Origin of the sequence: Skermania sp. ID1734 (assembly GCF_007489285.1) — a bacterium.
GTDB lineage: Bacteria > Actinomycetota > Actinomycetes > Mycobacteriales > Mycobacteriaceae > ID1734.
The window spans coordinates 1-15494 of record NZ_VLIY01000011.1 but is presented as its reverse complement, the minus strand read 5'-3'; the positions used below and the strand labels follow the sequence as shown (position 1 = coordinate 15494).

General features: G+C 64.8%; 15 protein-coding genes and 1 tRNA gene. 8 read left to right on the top strand and 8 right to left on the bottom strand.

The genetic code is table 11. The features are described 5' to 3' along the window. Positions 1-23: 23 nt before the first annotated feature. Positions 24-1469, top strand: a complete 1446-nt coding sequence (locus FOS14_RS14610) for an MFS transporter (protein ID WP_143771546.1) — start codon at positions 24-26, stop codon at positions 1467-1469. Between the two features lie 15 nt (positions 1470-1484). On the opposite strand, the gene gdhA is transcribed toward FOS14_RS14610, so the two are convergent. Genes gdhA through FOS14_RS14595 form a run of 3 tightly spaced genes read right to left on the bottom strand, consistent with a single transcriptional unit; the run spans position 1485 to position 4897 of the window. After that, entirely contained in the window at positions 1485-2834 is a 1350-nt protein-coding gene (gdhA, locus tag FOS14_RS14605; protein WP_143771545.1) for an NADP-specific glutamate dehydrogenase, read from the bottom strand. A gap of 52 nt (positions 2835-2886) precedes the next feature. Then, complete coding sequence (locus tag FOS14_RS14600; protein ID WP_143771544.1) at positions 2887-4188, bottom strand: D-arabinono-1,4-lactone oxidase; 1302 nt, start codon at positions 4186-4188, stop codon at positions 2887-2889. Positions 4189-4204: 16 nt separating this feature from the next. Then, the gene (locus FOS14_RS14595) at positions 4205-4897 is read right to left on the bottom strand and encodes a TetR/AcrR family transcriptional regulator (RefSeq protein WP_143771543.1); all 693 of its coding nucleotides are present in this window, start codon (positions 4895-4897) and stop codon (positions 4205-4207) included. A 103-nt stretch (positions 4898-5000) separates the two neighbouring features. On the opposite strand from FOS14_RS14595, the gene FOS14_RS14590 reads away from it, so the two are divergent. After that, positions 5001-6482, top strand: a complete 1482-nt coding sequence (locus tag FOS14_RS14590) for an MFS transporter (protein ID WP_143771542.1) — start codon at positions 5001-5003, stop codon at positions 6480-6482. Between the two features lie 38 nt (positions 6483-6520). Here FOS14_RS14590 and FOS14_RS14585 read toward each other — a convergent pair whose 3' ends face one another. Beyond that, positions 6521-7711, bottom strand: a complete 1191-nt coding sequence (locus FOS14_RS14585; protein WP_255450359.1) for a lipase family protein — start codon at positions 7709-7711, stop codon at positions 6521-6523. A 39-nt stretch (positions 7712-7750) separates the two neighbouring features. On the opposite strand from FOS14_RS14585, the gene FOS14_RS14580 reads away from it, so the two are divergent. From FOS14_RS14580 to FOS14_RS14555, 6 genes are all read left to right on the top strand, one after another. Next, the gene (locus FOS14_RS14580; protein WP_143771540.1) at positions 7751-8377 is read left to right on the top strand and encodes an LON peptidase substrate-binding domain-containing protein; all 627 of its coding nucleotides are present in this window, start codon (positions 7751-7753) and stop codon (positions 8375-8377) included. Positions 8378-8410: 33 nt separating this feature from the next. Then, positions 8411-10051 (top strand): phosphoglucomutase (alpha-D-glucose-1,6-bisphosphate-dependent), encoded by a 1641-nt coding sequence (gene pgm / locus FOS14_RS14575; RefSeq protein WP_143771539.1) that lies wholly within the window; start codon positions 8411-8413, stop codon positions 10049-10051. Then, on the top strand, positions 10044-11279 hold the full coding sequence (locus tag FOS14_RS14570) for an MFS transporter (RefSeq protein ID WP_185981782.1): 1236 nt from the start codon (positions 10044-10046) through the stop codon (positions 11277-11279). The genes pgm and FOS14_RS14570 overlap by 8 nt, the downstream gene beginning before the upstream one ends. Before the next feature lie 39 nt (positions 11280-11318). Next, positions 11319-11819: a MauE/DoxX family redox-associated membrane protein gene (locus FOS14_RS14565; protein ID WP_143771538.1), complete on the top strand. Its 501-nt coding sequence runs from the start codon at positions 11319-11321 to the stop codon at positions 11817-11819. An 87-nt stretch (positions 11820-11906) separates the two neighbouring features. After that, positions 11907-12584: a thioredoxin domain-containing protein gene (locus FOS14_RS14560; RefSeq protein WP_255450340.1), complete on the top strand. Its 678-nt coding sequence runs from the start codon at positions 11907-11909 to the stop codon at positions 12582-12584. A gap of 170 nt (positions 12585-12754) precedes the next feature. Next, a tRNA-Ala gene (locus FOS14_RS14555) sits at positions 12755-12827 on the top strand. Positions 12828-13052: 225 nt separating this feature from the next. On the opposite strand, the gene FOS14_RS14550 is transcribed toward FOS14_RS14555, so the two are convergent. The 4 genes from FOS14_RS14550 to FOS14_RS14535 all read right to left on the bottom strand — a co-directional run. Then, positions 13053-13376, bottom strand: coding sequence for a DUF86 domain-containing protein (locus FOS14_RS14550; protein ID WP_143771536.1), 324 nt, complete (start codon positions 13374-13376; stop codon positions 13053-13055). Further along, positions 13366-13674 carry a nucleotidyltransferase family protein gene (locus FOS14_RS14545; RefSeq protein ID WP_143771535.1) on the bottom strand — a complete coding sequence of 103 codons (309 nt, stop codon included), beginning with the start codon at positions 13672-13674 and terminating at the stop codon, positions 13366-13368. The genes FOS14_RS14550 and FOS14_RS14545 overlap by 11 nt, the downstream gene beginning before the upstream one ends. A 754-nt stretch (positions 13675-14428) precedes the next feature. Next, on the bottom strand, positions 14429-15202 hold the full coding sequence (locus FOS14_RS14540; protein ID WP_255450339.1) for a Fic family protein: 774 nt from the start codon (positions 15200-15202) through the stop codon (positions 14429-14431). A gap of 44 nt (positions 15203-15246) precedes the next feature. Further along, positions 15247-15494 (bottom strand): transposase (locus FOS14_RS14535; protein WP_185981611.1); only part of this gene is annotated, 248 nt, incomplete at its 5' end.

The window sequence follows — 15494 nt, the reverse complement described above, 5'->3', positions numbered from 1 at the left end:
GGCGGGGCGGTTGAGGAGGTTCAATGGCGATCCTGGCTCCGCGCGAGCGCTCGCGGAAGTGGTCGCTGGACGACATCGTCGTCACGGACCCACCGGTCATTCGACGGGCGATCGGCGCCGCGGCCGTCGGCAACATCACCGAGTGGTACGACTTCGGCGTCTACGCGTACTTCGAACCCACGATCCGCGACGTCTTCTTCCGCGACCTGAGCGACACGGCCGGGACCATCGCGACCTTCGGATTGTTTGCGGTGGCGTTCCTGGTGCGGCCTTTCGGCGGGCTGTTCTTCGGCCCGCTCGCCGACCGGATCGGCCGCAACAAGGTCCTGGCAACGACGATGATCCTGATGGCGTTGGGCACCTTCGCCATCGGGTGCATTCCGGCCGAAAGCAAGATCGGGATCGCCGCGCCGATGCTGCTCCTCGTCGCCCGGCTAGTGCAGGGCTTTTCCACTGGCGGCGAATACGGCAACGCCATGACCTTCATCGCTGAGTACGCGCCCGACCGGCGCCGTGGCTTTCTGGGCAGCTGGCTCGAATTCGGCACGTTCACCGGTTACCTGTTGGGCGCCATCGTCGTGACGGTGGCCGACGCCGCGCTGAGCCACGAGCAGTTGCTGTCGTGGGGTTGGCGGATTCCGTTCTTCGTGGCGTTGCCGCTGGGTGCGGTCGGCGTTTACCTCCGGATGCGGCTAGCCGACACACCCGCGTTCCTGGAACTGGAGAAAGAGGCGGAGAAGCGCGAGAAGGAGCAACGAGCCGGGCAAGAGTTGCGTGACATCCTGCGCTTGTGGCCGTACCTGCTGGTCTGCATGGGTTTGGTACTAGCGTGGAACGTCACCAACTACATGCTCACCTCCTACATGCCCACCTACGTCACCGACACGATGCCGAACAAGCAAGGCGGCGAAGGAGTTTCCTCGACCGTCTCGCAGGTGCTGCAGATCGTGGTGATGGCAGTGGCCGTGGTGCTCATTCCGCTGCTGGGGTTGTTGTCGGATCGGATCGGCCGCAAACCGATTGCGTGGGTGGGTTCGGTCGGGCTGATCGTCCTGGCGATGCCGATGGTGTTGCTGATCCGCGCGGAAACCGGGGTGACGATCTTCCTCGGACTGCTGACGATGGGACTGCTGCTGATCTGTTTCAGTGCCACCATGCCGTCGACGCTGCCGTCGCTGTTTCCGACCAACGTCCGCGCCGGCGGGCTGTCGATCTCCTTCAATATCTCCGTGTCGTTGTTCGCGGGCACGACATCGGTGGTGGTGGGCGCCCTGGTCAGCGTGACCGGCGATCTGAACTGGCCCGGTTACTACCTGATCATCGCCGGAGTGATCGGCGCGGTGTCGCTGATGTTCCTGCAGGAGCCCAACGGTCGGCGGATGTGGGGATCTGCACCCGCTGCCGCTTCGGCGGCAGAGGCGAGGGAGTTGCTATCCGACCTGGAATCGACGGCCGTTTCACGCACCTGATCTCTCCGGTCGACTTCAAATGACTCCGAGGGCCAGCATCGCATCCGCCACCTGAATGAAACCGGCGATGTTGGCTCCGGCGACATAGTTTCCGGGGAGGCCGTATTCGTCGGCGGTCTCCAGGCAGCGGTCGTGGATGCCGCGCATGATCTCTGCCAAGCGCTCCTCGGTGTGCTCGAACGTCCACGAGTCTCTCGAGGCGTTCTGCTGCATCTCCAGCGCGCTCGTCGCGACGCCACCGGCATTGGCCGCCTTACCTGGCGCAAAGGCAACGCCGGCATCGGTCAACGTCCGCACCGCCGCGGGAGTGCACGGCATGTTTGCGCCCTCAGCGACGATGCCGCATCCGTTGCTGATCAGCTTCGCCGCGTCGTCGGCATCCAGTTCGTTCTGCGTCGCGCACGGCAGCGCGATATCGCAGGGAACTTCCCAGATCGATCCCGTGCCGACGTGATGCGCACCCTGGCCACGCAGCTCGGCGTATTCGGCAACGCGAGCGCGACGGTGCTGTTTGACGTCCTTGAGCAACTCCACGTCGATTCCGTTGTCATCGACCACATAGCCGTCGGAATCCGAACAGGCGATCACCGCACCGCCGAGTTGGTGAATCTTCTCGATGGCGTAGATGGCCACATTTCCGGATCCGGAGACGGTCACCCGCTTACCGTCGAAGGACTCGCCGGAAGCCCGCAGAATTTCGTCGGTGAAGTAGACGGTGCCGTAGCCGGTGGCCTCAGTGCGAACCTGCGAACCACCCCAGGTGAGTCCCTTGCCGGTCAACGTGCCGGACTCGTAGCGGTTGGTGATGCGCTTGTACTGACCGAACAGGTATCCGATTTCGCGCCCACCGACGCCGATGTCACCCGCTGGCACGTCGGTGTATTCGCCGATATGGCGGTACAACTCGGTCATGAATGCCTGACAGAAACGCATCACCTCACCGTCGGACCGGCCCTTTGGGTCGAAATCCGAACCACCCTTCCCGCCGCCGATGGGCATGCCGGTGAGCGAATTCTTGAAGATCTGCTCGAAGCCGAGAAACTTGACGATTCCCAGATACACCGACGGGTGAAAGCGCAACCCGCCCTTGTAGGGACCGAGCGCCGAATTGAATTCGACGCGGAAGCCGCGGTTGATCTGTACGGTGCCCGTGTCATCGACCCACGGCACCCGGAAGATGATCTGCCGTTCCGGCTCACACAGCCGGCGAATCACGGCCGAGTCGGCGTATTGCGGGTGCTTGGCGACGACCGGTCCGAGGCTCGTCAGCACTTCCCGGACGGCCTGATGAAATTCGGCTTCGCCGGTATTGCGTCGCAGCACCTCGTCGTAGATTTCCGCTAGCTTGTCGTCCAGTCCGGCCACGCTGCCCCCCGGGGATAATTACGTTTCGTCCGTTATGACCGTCTCATGTGACCTAGGCGGTGCCCAACACCCGGTCGACATAGGCGTTGCCGAAGGTGCCGGTCGGGTCCAAACGACGGCGCACATCCGCGAACCGTTCCCATTCCGGGTACCGCGAACGCAAGGTCGCGGCCGTCTGGAAATGCCGCTTGCCCCAATGCGGGCGTCCGCCGAAGGAATCAAAGATCTCCTCGGCGGCGCGGAAGTAGGGTTCCCACGCCATGCCCCGAGCCATGTGCACCGCGATGTAGCAGGTGTCGCGCGCGTATGCAGGTGAGAGATACGCGTCGTCGCCGGCGACCCAGCGGACCTCCATCGGGAATGGAGTGTCCAGACCGGCCCGATCGGTCAGCTTCTTGATCTGCCGGATCGCGTCCACCGAATGCTCGCGCGGAAGGGCGTATTCCATCTCGGTCATCTTCACCATGCGCGGAGTGACGAAGACCCGGTATGACCGGTCGATCGAGTGCGCGTGCCCGGCCACCCGCGCCGCGGTCCGGTTCAGCACCGGAATCAGGGACGGCCGTCGCCGGCCCAGCGCGACGACCGCGCCGAAAACGGTGTTCTGCACGAACGTTTCATCGAGCCAGCGCATCGCTGCCGAACGCGGCTTTTCGGGCTGCGACGTCCGGTTGTTGCGCTTGGTCAATGCGATCGGGCTGTGGCCGAAGGCGAAGAATTCGAAGTGGTCGTTGCCGTCGACGTACGCATCGAGGTCTGCCAGCACATCATCGATCGCCAGCGGCCGCTCGACTGCCTCGAGGACGAAGGCCGGAACCGTCTGCAGCGTCACCGCGGTGACAACACCGAGCGCGCCCAGGCTTACCCGCGCCGCGCGCCAAGCTTCGGGGTCGGAGTTCTCGTCGACTTCGATCACTCGCCCGTCGGCAAGGGTCAGTTCGATCGAATGCAGCGCAGCCGACAGGTTCGGTAGCCGCGCGCCCGTGCCATGGGTGGCCGTCGCGGTCGCCCCGGCGACGGTCTGTACATCGATGTCGCCGAGATTCGGCATGGCCAGACCGTATTCATGCAGAACGGAGTTCAGCCGGTGCAGCGTGATGCCCCCCTCGACCCGGACCAGTCCGGAAGCCTGATCCACGTCCAAGACGCGGTCCAGCTGATCAAGCCGCAGCAGCAACCCGTCGGTCAGCACCGCATCGGTAAACGAGTGCCCAGCGCCGGCCACCCGAACCCGCTGACCGATCGCAGAAGCGTTGGCGACGAGGTCGGCTACTTCGCTTCGGCTGCGCGGCACGGCAAGGGCGGCGGGGCGGCAGGACTGATCGCCGGCCCAGTTCGTCCATGAATTGGTCACACGTCCAACTGTAGGGCTATCGGCGGCGCCGCATGCACGCTTCCTTGGCTGCGTGAATCTGCTCGTCGGTCAGCGGCGCGACCGGCAGGGGCGCGCGCGGTTTGCAGTCGGCGCGCAGACCGTCGAGAACCAGCGCCAGGTAGCGGCGCCACACGTTCGGGTCGATCGGGCGAGCGAAATCGGCAATGGCGTCGACCATGTGGATCAGTGCGAAGAAGTCGCCAGGCTCCGCGTCCGGCCGAAGCTCCCCGGCCTCGCGGGCGCGCGCGATCACCGCTGTGATGGCCGGTTCCATCCGTTCCTTGACGCACGCGACCCGTTCGCGACCGTCGTCGAGGCTCTTGAGAACCTCTCCGAGACCGCGGTTGAGTGCCATGTTCGCGCACGCCGACTCGAAGAACCCGACCAGTCCGGCCCACGGGTCGGGATTGGCCAGCGCTCGTTCGGCCTGCTCGGCCATGCCCTCGATGTGTTGCTCGAAAACCCAGTCGATGAGCTCTTGCTTGTTGGCGAATCGGCGGTAGACGGTGCCCACCCCGACGCCGGCCTGTTCGGCGACGTCGTCGAGGGTGATGTCCAGGCCGCGTGATGCGAACAGTTCGCGCGCGGCCGCGAGGATGCGCTGCTGGTTGCGCAGCGCATCGGCGCGCAGCTTGCGCGAATCACGGCTCTTGGAGCCATCGACGGTGACGGGACTCACGTAACCCATCTTAGCAAGCTTCACGATTAAGTGGAGACAAGTCCTCCGCATGGTGCTACGGTTGTCCGCATAAGCGGAGGAGATGCCTCCACCTAGATTACGTGAGGGATTGATGACGACCACTCTGGAAACGACGACGTCGGCCACGCCCGGCGTCGCGGAAAAATCGAATGCGCGTTGGTGGATCCTCGGTGTCCTCGGCATCGCGCAGTTGATGGTCGTGCTCGACGCGACCGTCGTGAATATCGCGCTGCCGGCGGCGCAGCACTCGCTCGGCTTCTCCGACGCCGACCGGCAGTGGGTTGTCACCGCCTACGCGCTGGCGTTCGGCAGCCTGCTGCTGCTCGGTGGACGCCTCAGCGACCTGTTCGGCCGGCGCACCACCTTCATCATCGGGCTGATCGGCTTCGCAGTCGCTTCGGCGGTCGGCGGCGCCGCGACCAGCTTCGAAATGCTCGTGATCGCCCGGGCTGGTCAGGGCGTGTTCGGTGCCCTGCTGGCGCCCGCCGCGCTGTCGCTGCTCACGGTGACCTTCACCGATTCGTCCGAGCGCGCCAAGGCCTTTGGCGTGTTCGGCGCGGTCGCCGGTGCCGGCGGCGCGATCGGTCTGCTGCTGGGCGGTGCGCTCACCGAATGGGCGTCGTGGCGCTGGTCGCTGTATGTGAACCTGGTTTTTGCGGCCGTTGCGCTGGTCGGCGCAGTGGCGTTGTTGGCCAAGCACGTCGCCACCGAGCGGCCGAAGCTGGATCTGCCGGGAACGCTCACCGTGAGTGCGGCGCTGTTCAGCATCGTCTACGGCTTCTCGCAGGCCGAGACCGACGGCTGGTCATCCGGCTCGACGATCGGCTGGCTGGCCGCGGGTGCGGTGTTGCTGGCGGTCTTCGTCTACCTGGAAACCCGCGTTGCGCACCCGCTGCTGCCGATGCGGATCCTGCTCGACCGGACGCGTGCGGGCGCCTACTTCGCCGTGTTCGTCACCGGTGCAGGCATGTTCGCGGTGTTCTTGTTCCTCACCTACTACCTGCAGTTGATCCGCGGCTTCACGCCGATCGTCACCGGTATCGCCTTCCTGCCCATGGTGGCCGCGATGATCGTGTCCTCGACGGTGATCGCGCCGCAGATGCTGCCGCGTGTCGGCCCGCGAATCGTGATGTCGTCCGGGCTCGCGGTGGCCGCCCTCGGCATGGCGCTGCTCACCTCGATCGGTGTGGAAACGTCCTATGCCAGCCACGTGCTGCCGGGCATCGTCGCGATGGGTCTGGGCCTTGGTGCCGCGATGGCCACCGCGTTCCAGGGCGCGACCGCGGGTGTCGAGCATGAGGACGCCGGTGTGGCCTCGGCGACGATCAACACGATGCAGCAGGTCGGCGGCTCGATCGGCACCGCTCTGCTGAGCACGATCGCGGCCACGGCGGCCACCAACTTCATGACCGGCAAGATGCCCAACCAGCTCGTCATGGCCCAGGCCGCGGTGCACAGCTACACGGCCACCTTCTGGTGGGCAAGTGGGTTCTTCCTGGTGGGCGCTGTTGTTGCCGCGTTGGTGTTGCGCAACGAGTTGCCGGCCACCGAGGGTGAACCGGTCGTTCTCTGATGGCCTGTGCGTGATTTTCCACCGCCCGCGGTGGAAAATCACGCACAGTTGCTGGGGGCCGGCATTCCAGCGAATCGGTCGCCGATCCAGCCGAACGCCCGCATCGCGCCCGGTGCGGTGGCGGCCCCGTGATCGGCGCCGGGTATGACGTCGAACAGCACAGGCACACCCGCCGCGCAGTATCGCCCGGCCATGTTTTGTGCCAGCGCCATCGGCACTTGATCGGCACTGCCGTGCCATTCGTAGATCGGAATCCGTGGCACGCCCGGGTAGAGCTGCAGACTGTTGGCGTTGAGTACCGCGTTGGCGGCCGCGTCCGACCGCGGCGTTGATGTGGCCACCTGCGGATAGCTCAAGTTGGCGCCGTCGGAAATGATCGTGTCCGCGCAGGCATTGGCGATGCGGTTGCGCAGGTCGATTCCCCGCGGCGTGAGCCGGTCGCTGATGTCCATCTGGCCCGGATACTCCCGCTCGAGGCCCAGCGCCGCGGCGAAACCGAGGCCGAACAACGGATTTGGTGAACCACCAAGGTCCACCGCGAGTTGACCGATGTTCACGGGCACGCCGCCCATCGCCGCTCCGACCAGCGGCAACTCCGGCGCGTACGTCGGAGCGAGGGCGGCGGCCCAACCGGTGGCCATTCCGCCACCGGAGTAACCGGTCATGGCCACCGGACTCCCGCCCAGGTCGGCAGGTCCGAACCGCTTGACGGCCCGGATGCCGTCGAGAACCAGTTGCCCACCGAGTCGGGCGGCGCCATAGGCACTCGTCGGTCCGAGGTGATCCGGCACGGCGACGGCCCAGCCGCGGGCGAGCAACGCATTGATCGCGGGCGCCTCGGGCAGCCCGCCATTGAAAAGGGTGTGCGACGGCGCGCACTGCAGCCCAAGGGAATTGATGTAGGGCTGATAGGAGACGAGCGGCCGGTTCGCGCCGCCACCGATCGGGAGCAGCACGGTGGTGACGCCGACGATCGGCGCCCCGCTGGAGTTCGTCGACCGATAGGCGAGCTGCCAGATCGTCGCGCCCGGGAACATCGCGGACCCGAACGTGCGCGAGCGCAGTACGTCGCCGTTGGCGTGCCCGGCGAGGTCCGGCGTCGGCGCGTAGAAGCCATCGGGATCGGGCGCGGGATAGATGGGCGCGGCCGCGGCGGGCGGCGGATCCGTCAGTGCAGGGGCGGCGGCCACGATACCGGTGGCCAGGACAGCGGTGAGAACGGTCGACAGTGCGCGCACGTGAGTCGTTCGGCACGGCATGCTGATCGGATGGATCAGATGCCGATGTTTCCGCTCGGTACCGTGCTGCTCCCCGGTGAGCGGCTCCCGCTGCAGATCTTCGAACCCCGCTACGTCGCGTTGGTGCAGGCATGTCTGGCTGCGCCGACCGGACCGGAATTCGGCGTCGTGCTGATCGCGCGTGGTCATGAAGTGGGCGGGGGAGAGCAGCGCACGGACCTGGGCACAATCGCTCGCATCGACGACTGCGTGTCCTATTCGGACAGCAGGTACATCCTGCGCTGCACTGGCACGGACCGGATCCGGGTGCAGCAGTGGCTGCCCGATGATCCGTATCCGCGCGCCGAAGTACAGCGCTGGCCGGCGGGTACGGCGGTCCCGAGCGACGCTGCCGTCGCCGAGGTCCTCGATCGAGCCGAGGAGATCGCGGCGCTGCACAGCCAGTTGGCAAAGCGCGCGGGCCAGCAGATCCCGCGCTACTCCCGGCCGCGACCTCAAAAGGACGGCCGCATCGCGTATTCGCTGGCATCCCAGCTGCCGCTGTCCGATGCCGATCGACAGGCGGTTCTCGCGGCCGCCGATCCGGAGGCGCAACTGCTGGTTTTGGCCGCAGCGCTGGACGACGTTATAGCGGCGTTACGCTTTCGGTTACTGTGACACGGTGACACCCTCCGAGCCGAGGCCGCGGTAATGGCCAACGAGCGAGCCGGCATGCTGGCGGAGCCGTCGGATCTGGAAGATCTGTCGCATCTGGTGACGGCCTTCTACAGCGGCATCCCCGACCCGAACGACCCCGCGCAGCAGGTTTCCTTCGGCACTTCGGGGCATCGCGGCTCCAGTCTGGATCTGGCGTTCAACGAGGCCCACATCCTGGCAATCACCCAGGCGATCTGCGATTACCGCCGCTCCCAGCACATCGACGGTCCGCTGTTTCTGGGCCGCGACACCCATGCGCTCTCCGAGCCGGCATGGGCGACCGCGCTCGAGGTACTGGTGGCAAACGGCGTTGTGCCCGCGATTGATTCGGCGGATCGGTACACGCCGACGCCAGCCGTGAGTCACGCGATCCTGCGTTTCAACGGCTCGGGTGCGATGGCCCAGGCTGACGGCATCGTCGTCACGCCCTCACACAATCCGCCGCGCGACGGCGGGTTCAAATACAACACCCCCGACGGTGGCCCCGCCGATAGCAAGGTGACCGCCGCGATCGCCAAGCGCGCCAACGAGCTGCTGTTCAACGGACTCGAGGGCGTCAAGCGCGTGACGTTGCGCCAGGCACTCGCGACCGCCGAGCGCTACGACTTCCTCGACATCTACGTCGAAGATCTGCCCAACGTGGTCAACCTCGATGCGATCCGCCGTGCGGGTATCCGGATCGGTGCAGACCCGCTCGGCGGCGCCAGCGTCGACTATTGGGGTGAGATCGGGCAGCGGTACGGATTGGACCTGACCGTCGTCAACCCGTTGGTCGACGCCACCTTCCGGTTCATGACCCTGGACACCGACGGACAGATCCGAATGGACTGCTCGTCGCGGGCCGCGATGGCATCGCTGATCGGCGTCAAGGACCGCTTCGACATCTGCACCGGAAACGACGCGGACGCCGACCGGCACGGCATCGTCACCCCCGATGGCGGGTTGATGAACCCGAACCACTACCTGGCCGTGGTGATCGAGTACCTGATCGGCAACCGGCTCGGTTGGGATTCGCGCAGCAAGATCGGCAAGACGGTGGTCACCTCGTCGCTGATCGACCGCGTGGTGTCGGTGCTGGGCCGCGACATCTACGAGGTGCCGGTCGGTTTCAAGTGGTTCGTTCCGGGTCTGTTCAACGGCAGCCTCGCCTTCGGCGGTGAGGAGAGTGCGGGCGCGTCGCTGCTGCGGATGGACGGTGACGTCTGGTCGACTGACAAGGACGGCATCGTCCTCGCGTTGCTGGCCAGCGAAATAACGGCGGTGACCGGGCGGACCCCGACGCAGCGATACAACGTGCTGGCCCGACGGCACGGCAACCCGGCGTATGCGCGGATCGACGCGGCCGCCACCCGTGAGCAAAAGGCCACACTGGGCGGGCTCAGCCCCGACCAGGTGCATGCCAAAGACCTTGCCGGCGAACCGATCACATCGATTCTCAGCCATGCACCGGGTAACGGTGCGGCCATCGGCGGAATCAAGGTGTGCACCCAGAACGCCTGGTTCGCCGCCCGGCCGTCCGGCACCGAGGACAAGTACAAGATCTACGCGGAGTCCTTCCGCGGTCCCGAGCATCTTCGACAGGTGCAGCACGCTGCCGAAGAGTTGGTGGGCCAGGCGCTACGCGCCCGTGCGTAACCCCGTTCGTCGCAGCGATACCCGCCGAGTGCCGTCGGAAAAGGACGGCGTGCCAGCCGAAATATGGGTGCTGGTGGCGGCCGGCTTTGTCATCGCGTTGGGCTTCGGGTTGGTGTCGCCGGCGCTGCCGCAGTATGCGGTGAGCTTCGGGGTGGGAGCCACCGCCGCCAGCGCGGTGATCAGCGCGTTCGCGCTGCTGCGCCTGCTTTCGGCGCCGATGAGCGGGCGCATGGTGCAACGCCTGGGGGAGCGCCCGGTGTATTTGACCGGACTCGCGGTCGTGGCGGTGTCCACCGGCGCGTGCGCGCTCGCGCAAACCTTCTGGCAACTTCTGCTGTTTCGCTCGCTGGGTGGTGTGGGCTCGGCGATGTTCATCGTGTCCGCGCTGGGACTGATTATCCGGATATCGCCGCCCGGGAGCCGCGGCCGGATTTCAGGGATCTATGCGACCAGTTTCCTGTTGGGTTCGGTGAGCGGACCGCTCGTCGGTGCGGCGCTGGTGGGGTTCGGGTTGCGGGTGCCTTTCGCTATCTACGCGGTGGCGTTGGTCATCGCTGCCGCCGTCGTCTACTTCCGGCTGCGCAACTCGGTGCTTGCGACGCCGGAATCTGGTCGGCAAGCAGCGGCGATGACGTTTCGCGAGGGGTTCGGATTCCCGGCGTACCGGGCTGCGATGCTGTCGAACTTCGCTGACGGGTGGGCCGTCTTCGGGGTGCGAATGGCGTTGGTGCCGCTGTTCGTGGTGGAGGTGCTGCATCACGACTCCGCGACTGCGGGCATCGCGCTCACTGTGTTCGCGGTGGGCAATGCCCTGGTGTTGTCGGCGGCCGGGCGGCTGTCGGATCGGATGGGACGCAAGCCGTTCCTCATCGTCGGCACCGCGGTGTGCGGCGTTGCGACGATCGCGATGGGCCTGACGAGCAGCCTGCCGCTGTTTTTTGTCGCCGTGGCGGTCGCCGGTCTCGGATCCGGCATGATCAACCCGGCGCAGCAGGCCGCCGTCGCCGACATCATCGGCTCGCGGGCGCGCGGCGGCCCGGTGCTAGCGGCATTCCAGATGTCCGCCGACGTCGGCACGGTAGTCGGGCCGACCGTGGCCGGCGCGCTGGCGCAACACTTTTCCTACGGCGTCGCGTTCGGCGTGGCCGGTGCGGTACTGCTGGTGGCGACTGTGGGATGGTCGGTCGTCGGCGAGACGCTTGGCGGGGCCGGCGTGGGCGGGAAGTAAGGATCGATCCGTCGCCAAGATCGCCTACCCTCGAACCTTGTGTGGGTGCGGATATTGAGTCTGTTGGCGAGGTTCGGGCTCGCCGCCGTGTGGTTGGCATCCGGCTGGATCAAGGGCTCCGATCCCACGCAGACGATCGTCGCGGTGCGCGCCTACGACATCCTGCCCGAGTCGCTGGTGCGGCCGGTGGCCACCGGACTGCCGGCGCTCGAGATCGCGCTCGGGTTGTTGCTGGTCATCGGGTTGGGGGTGCGGGTGACCGCGCTAGTGTCCGCGCTGCTGCTGTTGGTGTTGATTGCGGCGATCGCCTCGTCGTGGGCGCGCGGACTGTCCATCGATTGCGGATGTTTCGGCGGTGGCGGGGCGGCTGACGTGGGGGCGTGGGACTATGCGCGGGAAATCTTGCGCGACATAGGTTTCCTGATACTGGCCGGTTGGCTGATTGCTTTCCCGCGCTCGGCGTTCGCGCTGGGCCCGCGTTCGCGTGGGCCGTTCGGACGCCGCGAACAACACCCATCTCCCGATCACCTGGCAAGCTAACGACAACCATCTAACGAAACCTGAACTGCGAGGTTGCCTGTGAACGCGAAGTCCAAACCCGCCCTGCCGGAGCCGAACTCTTCCAGGATGACCTACATCCTCGGCGGAATTGCCATCGCGATCATTGCTGCGATCGTCATCGGCGGGGTGATTTGGCAGAACAACCGGACAAAAACCCCCGATTCCGGTTACGGCACTGTTCAAAACTCCGACGTTAAGGTGCAGTTGCAGGCCAACGGGGTCATGCGGCTCGGCTTGCCGAACGCGGCCAAGACGATCGATGTGTGGGAAGATCCGCTGTGCCCGATCTGCGGCCAGTTCGAGAAACAGTACGGGCAATCGATCGCCAAGGCGATCGACGACGGCAAAGTCGCGGTCCAATATCACATGGTCAACTTCCTTAACGCGGGTTCGCACAGTGGCGACTACTCCACCCGCGCGGATGCCGCCCTGCAATGCGTCGCCGCAGACGGCAATGGTGTCCTGTACAGCAGTTTTCACACGAAGCTTTTCGAGAACCAACCGGCCGAGCGCGGGTCCAGCGATCTGAGCAATCAGCAGCTAGCCGATCTGGCGAAGGACGCTGGAGCGTCCGATCAGGTGCAGCAGTGCATTTCGAGCGGATCGAAGGTGTCCGCAGCTGCCGCTGACGCCCAGACCGCGCTCCAGGAGCTCGCCGCGCGCGGTGGCAAGGGCACGCCATCGGTGTACAACGGGCAGACTGCCGTCAACATCTCCGATCCGGATTGGTTGTCTCAGCTTTAGCCGGTCCGCCCGCTGCCGCTGCCGCGCGCGAGTTTGCCCTGTAACACCCCACCTTCGAGGTGTTTCACCGCAAGTTCGCGCGCGGCAGCGGGAGGCGTCGCGGGATTTGTTCCGCGCGTTGCGGATGGTGTAGTTTCGATCGAGCACGCGGAGCGATCCGCGCCGCACCTGGGGCTATGGCGCAGCTGGTAGCGCACCACACTGGCAGTGTGGGGGTCAGGGGTTCGAGTCCCCTTAGCTCCACTTTCGAAAACCGTTGGGTCTCAACGAGATTCGGCGGTTTTGGTGGTTCTGCAAGATCTCTCGTTGTCCAGGGACTGCCTGGGCCGACGACACCCAGCCTAGTTGGGGTCTTTGTCTTCATCTGCCCGGGCGGCTGATACTGCGGTTCGCCGCGCGAGGTGACCAGGGAGTGTTGGCGCGCGGTGAATCGGCGGGGTGGGCTCACTTGTCCAGCTCGGCGAGCAATTACTCTAGGACTCGCGCAAGCTCCGGTAGCCGCTCGGTCCGGATCTGGCACACCACAGCGTCGTCAACTGCGGCGTAGCCGTGGATTAGAAGGTTGCGGAAGGCGATGATCCGAGCCAGATCAGGGACTCGGCTGGCGATCTCCGGGAACCGTTTAGAGAGCTGGTTGAGTGCCTCGCCGACGACTTCGAATTGTCGCTCGACAGCCGAGCGCAGGAGTTCGTCAGTTTCGTAGTCCTCGTAGGTCCGTTCGAAGCTGAAGCGCTCAATCCGGTGAGTCGCTTCGACCGCGTCCCAGAGGTACGTTCGTGCGTCAGGCTGCATACAGCTCTTGACTGTTGCGGACTGCCTGGGCTCGGAAGTAGGGGTTCTTGATGCTCGACAACGTAACCACGTCGGTTGGTCGGCCGAAGAGCTCTTCGAGGCCTTCCTTCAGTCCGAAGTAGTTCCCGTAATGGTCGAATGACGCGCCAGTCTCGAATTCGACCAGGACATCAATGTCGCTGCGAGTTTCGTCGAAGCTCTCACCGACCGCTGATCCAAACAGAGCCAGCCGGCGAACACCGAATCGGCGACAAAGCTCGGCGACCTCGGGGAGACGCGACTCAACGAGCGGGTGCATCCCTACCTCCTGCCGCTCTAGAACGTTGTCGTGAACTAGATCGAAGGTTACCCGTCGAGTGTCACTGCAGGGCTGCTCGTCGGCCGTCTGTGCACTTGAAAGTTGACGACAATTGTGACGACAATCGTGACGACATTTCCGTTCCGGACCCCTCCGGCAACGCTCTAATTAGCGGCGGAATCGCCAGGATCAGGTGGTCTGCCTGCGCCTGGCAGTGTGGGGGTCAGGGGTTCGAGTCCCCTTAGCTCCACTTGCGAAAACCGTTGGGTCTCAATGAGATTCGGCGGTTTTCGTGGTTTCGGGAAGATCTTCCTTTGTCTTAAATGTCTGGGTTGACGACAGTTGTGACGACAGGCCTCGAGAAACTCGGTCGCTCCGTGTCGTAGATGGGTTCTACTCTGCGGTTCGTGGTCAAGTTCTTGGATGAATCGCAGCCGTCTGCCTGTCCGGACTGCGAGTGTGCCGAAGAGGCCGATTTGCTGACGAGCGACGGGATCGCGATTTGCGGCTGCTGTCTTGCGGACTGTCCGGACGTTCATGGAGAAGGTGGCCGGACTTGGCGTACGGGCTATCACGTTCGGGCTGTTCGTTGCAGCGGTGGGTTCGAGCTTCACGTTGACGGTGTTGGCGTGACGCAATGCGTCGACTTCTCCGAAGCGGAAGCTACTGTACGCGAATTTCTTTCCGTGAGTGACATTCGGATGCCGCCAACGTGCGGGTGAATATCTGGAGAGTCATCGATTAGGCAAGCTATTTAGCTGCTGCTCTGTCGCCGCTTGTAACGGCTGTCACGATATTGGTCGACCCATTTCTTGCTGGATCGCCATTGGCCATCAGAGCCCTTGATTGCCTGCAACGCTCCGCGGTTTGCGGCGGTGCGGAGACTAACTGAAGTGAGTTCCGGTGTCGCGAGCGCGGCGAGCGGGACGAGGCGAGCTGGACCCGCGACGGCCGGAACAATGAATCGATAAAGGTTGTCGAGGATCGCCCGCGCGATGAATTCCCCAAGCGAGCCGTAGTCGCCAACGTCGGCGCGCTGCAATGCTCGAAGATACTTCGATCGCTCGTTCTTGAAGATGATCGCCGGCGGATATCCCAAACGAACGAGGATTAGGTTGAGGAGGAGCCTGCCGGTTCGTCCGTTGCCGTCCAAGAATGGATGGATGTACTCGAAGTCTCGATGAATCTTCGCGATCTCTTCCGGGAACAGCGGCGACCGAGGCTTCAGAGTATTGACCTGAGCCACCCAAGCCTCCATCTCTGCCGGGACAAGCGGCCAAGAGATGGGCTTCATCCCTCCTGAAAACTGTGCGATCTCGTGTTGCCGAAAGGATCCGGGGCCTTCCTCGGCGGTCGCCTCGGGGTGCGGCTCGACTTCCCATACGAGCGTCATCACCTGGTGATGGATCTGCCGAACATCGTGAAGGGTGATGAAACGATTCGGATCGAAGCTGGACGGCTGAATTCCTTCGCGATACACCCAGTCCGACGCGTTCGCGTAGCCCTTGACCTCCATGTACTCGGTCAAGCCCCTAGAAGTGGTGTAACTGAATTGTGATCCTTCGTTGGTGATCAGGCGGGTAGTTGCATCAGTGCATCAGTGGTCACCTCCGTCTGCGAGCTGGTGTCGGTGTCGGTGGTCAGGGTGAGTCGGCAGCGGCCCAGGACTTCGAGTCCGAGGTATCGGCGTCCTTCGGCCCATTCGTCGGTCTGCTCGGCAAGGACGGCGCCGATGAGGCGGACGATGGCATCTCGGTTGGGGAAGATGCCCACGACGTCGGTGCGGCGGCGGATCTCTCGGTTGAGCCGCTCGGTGGGGT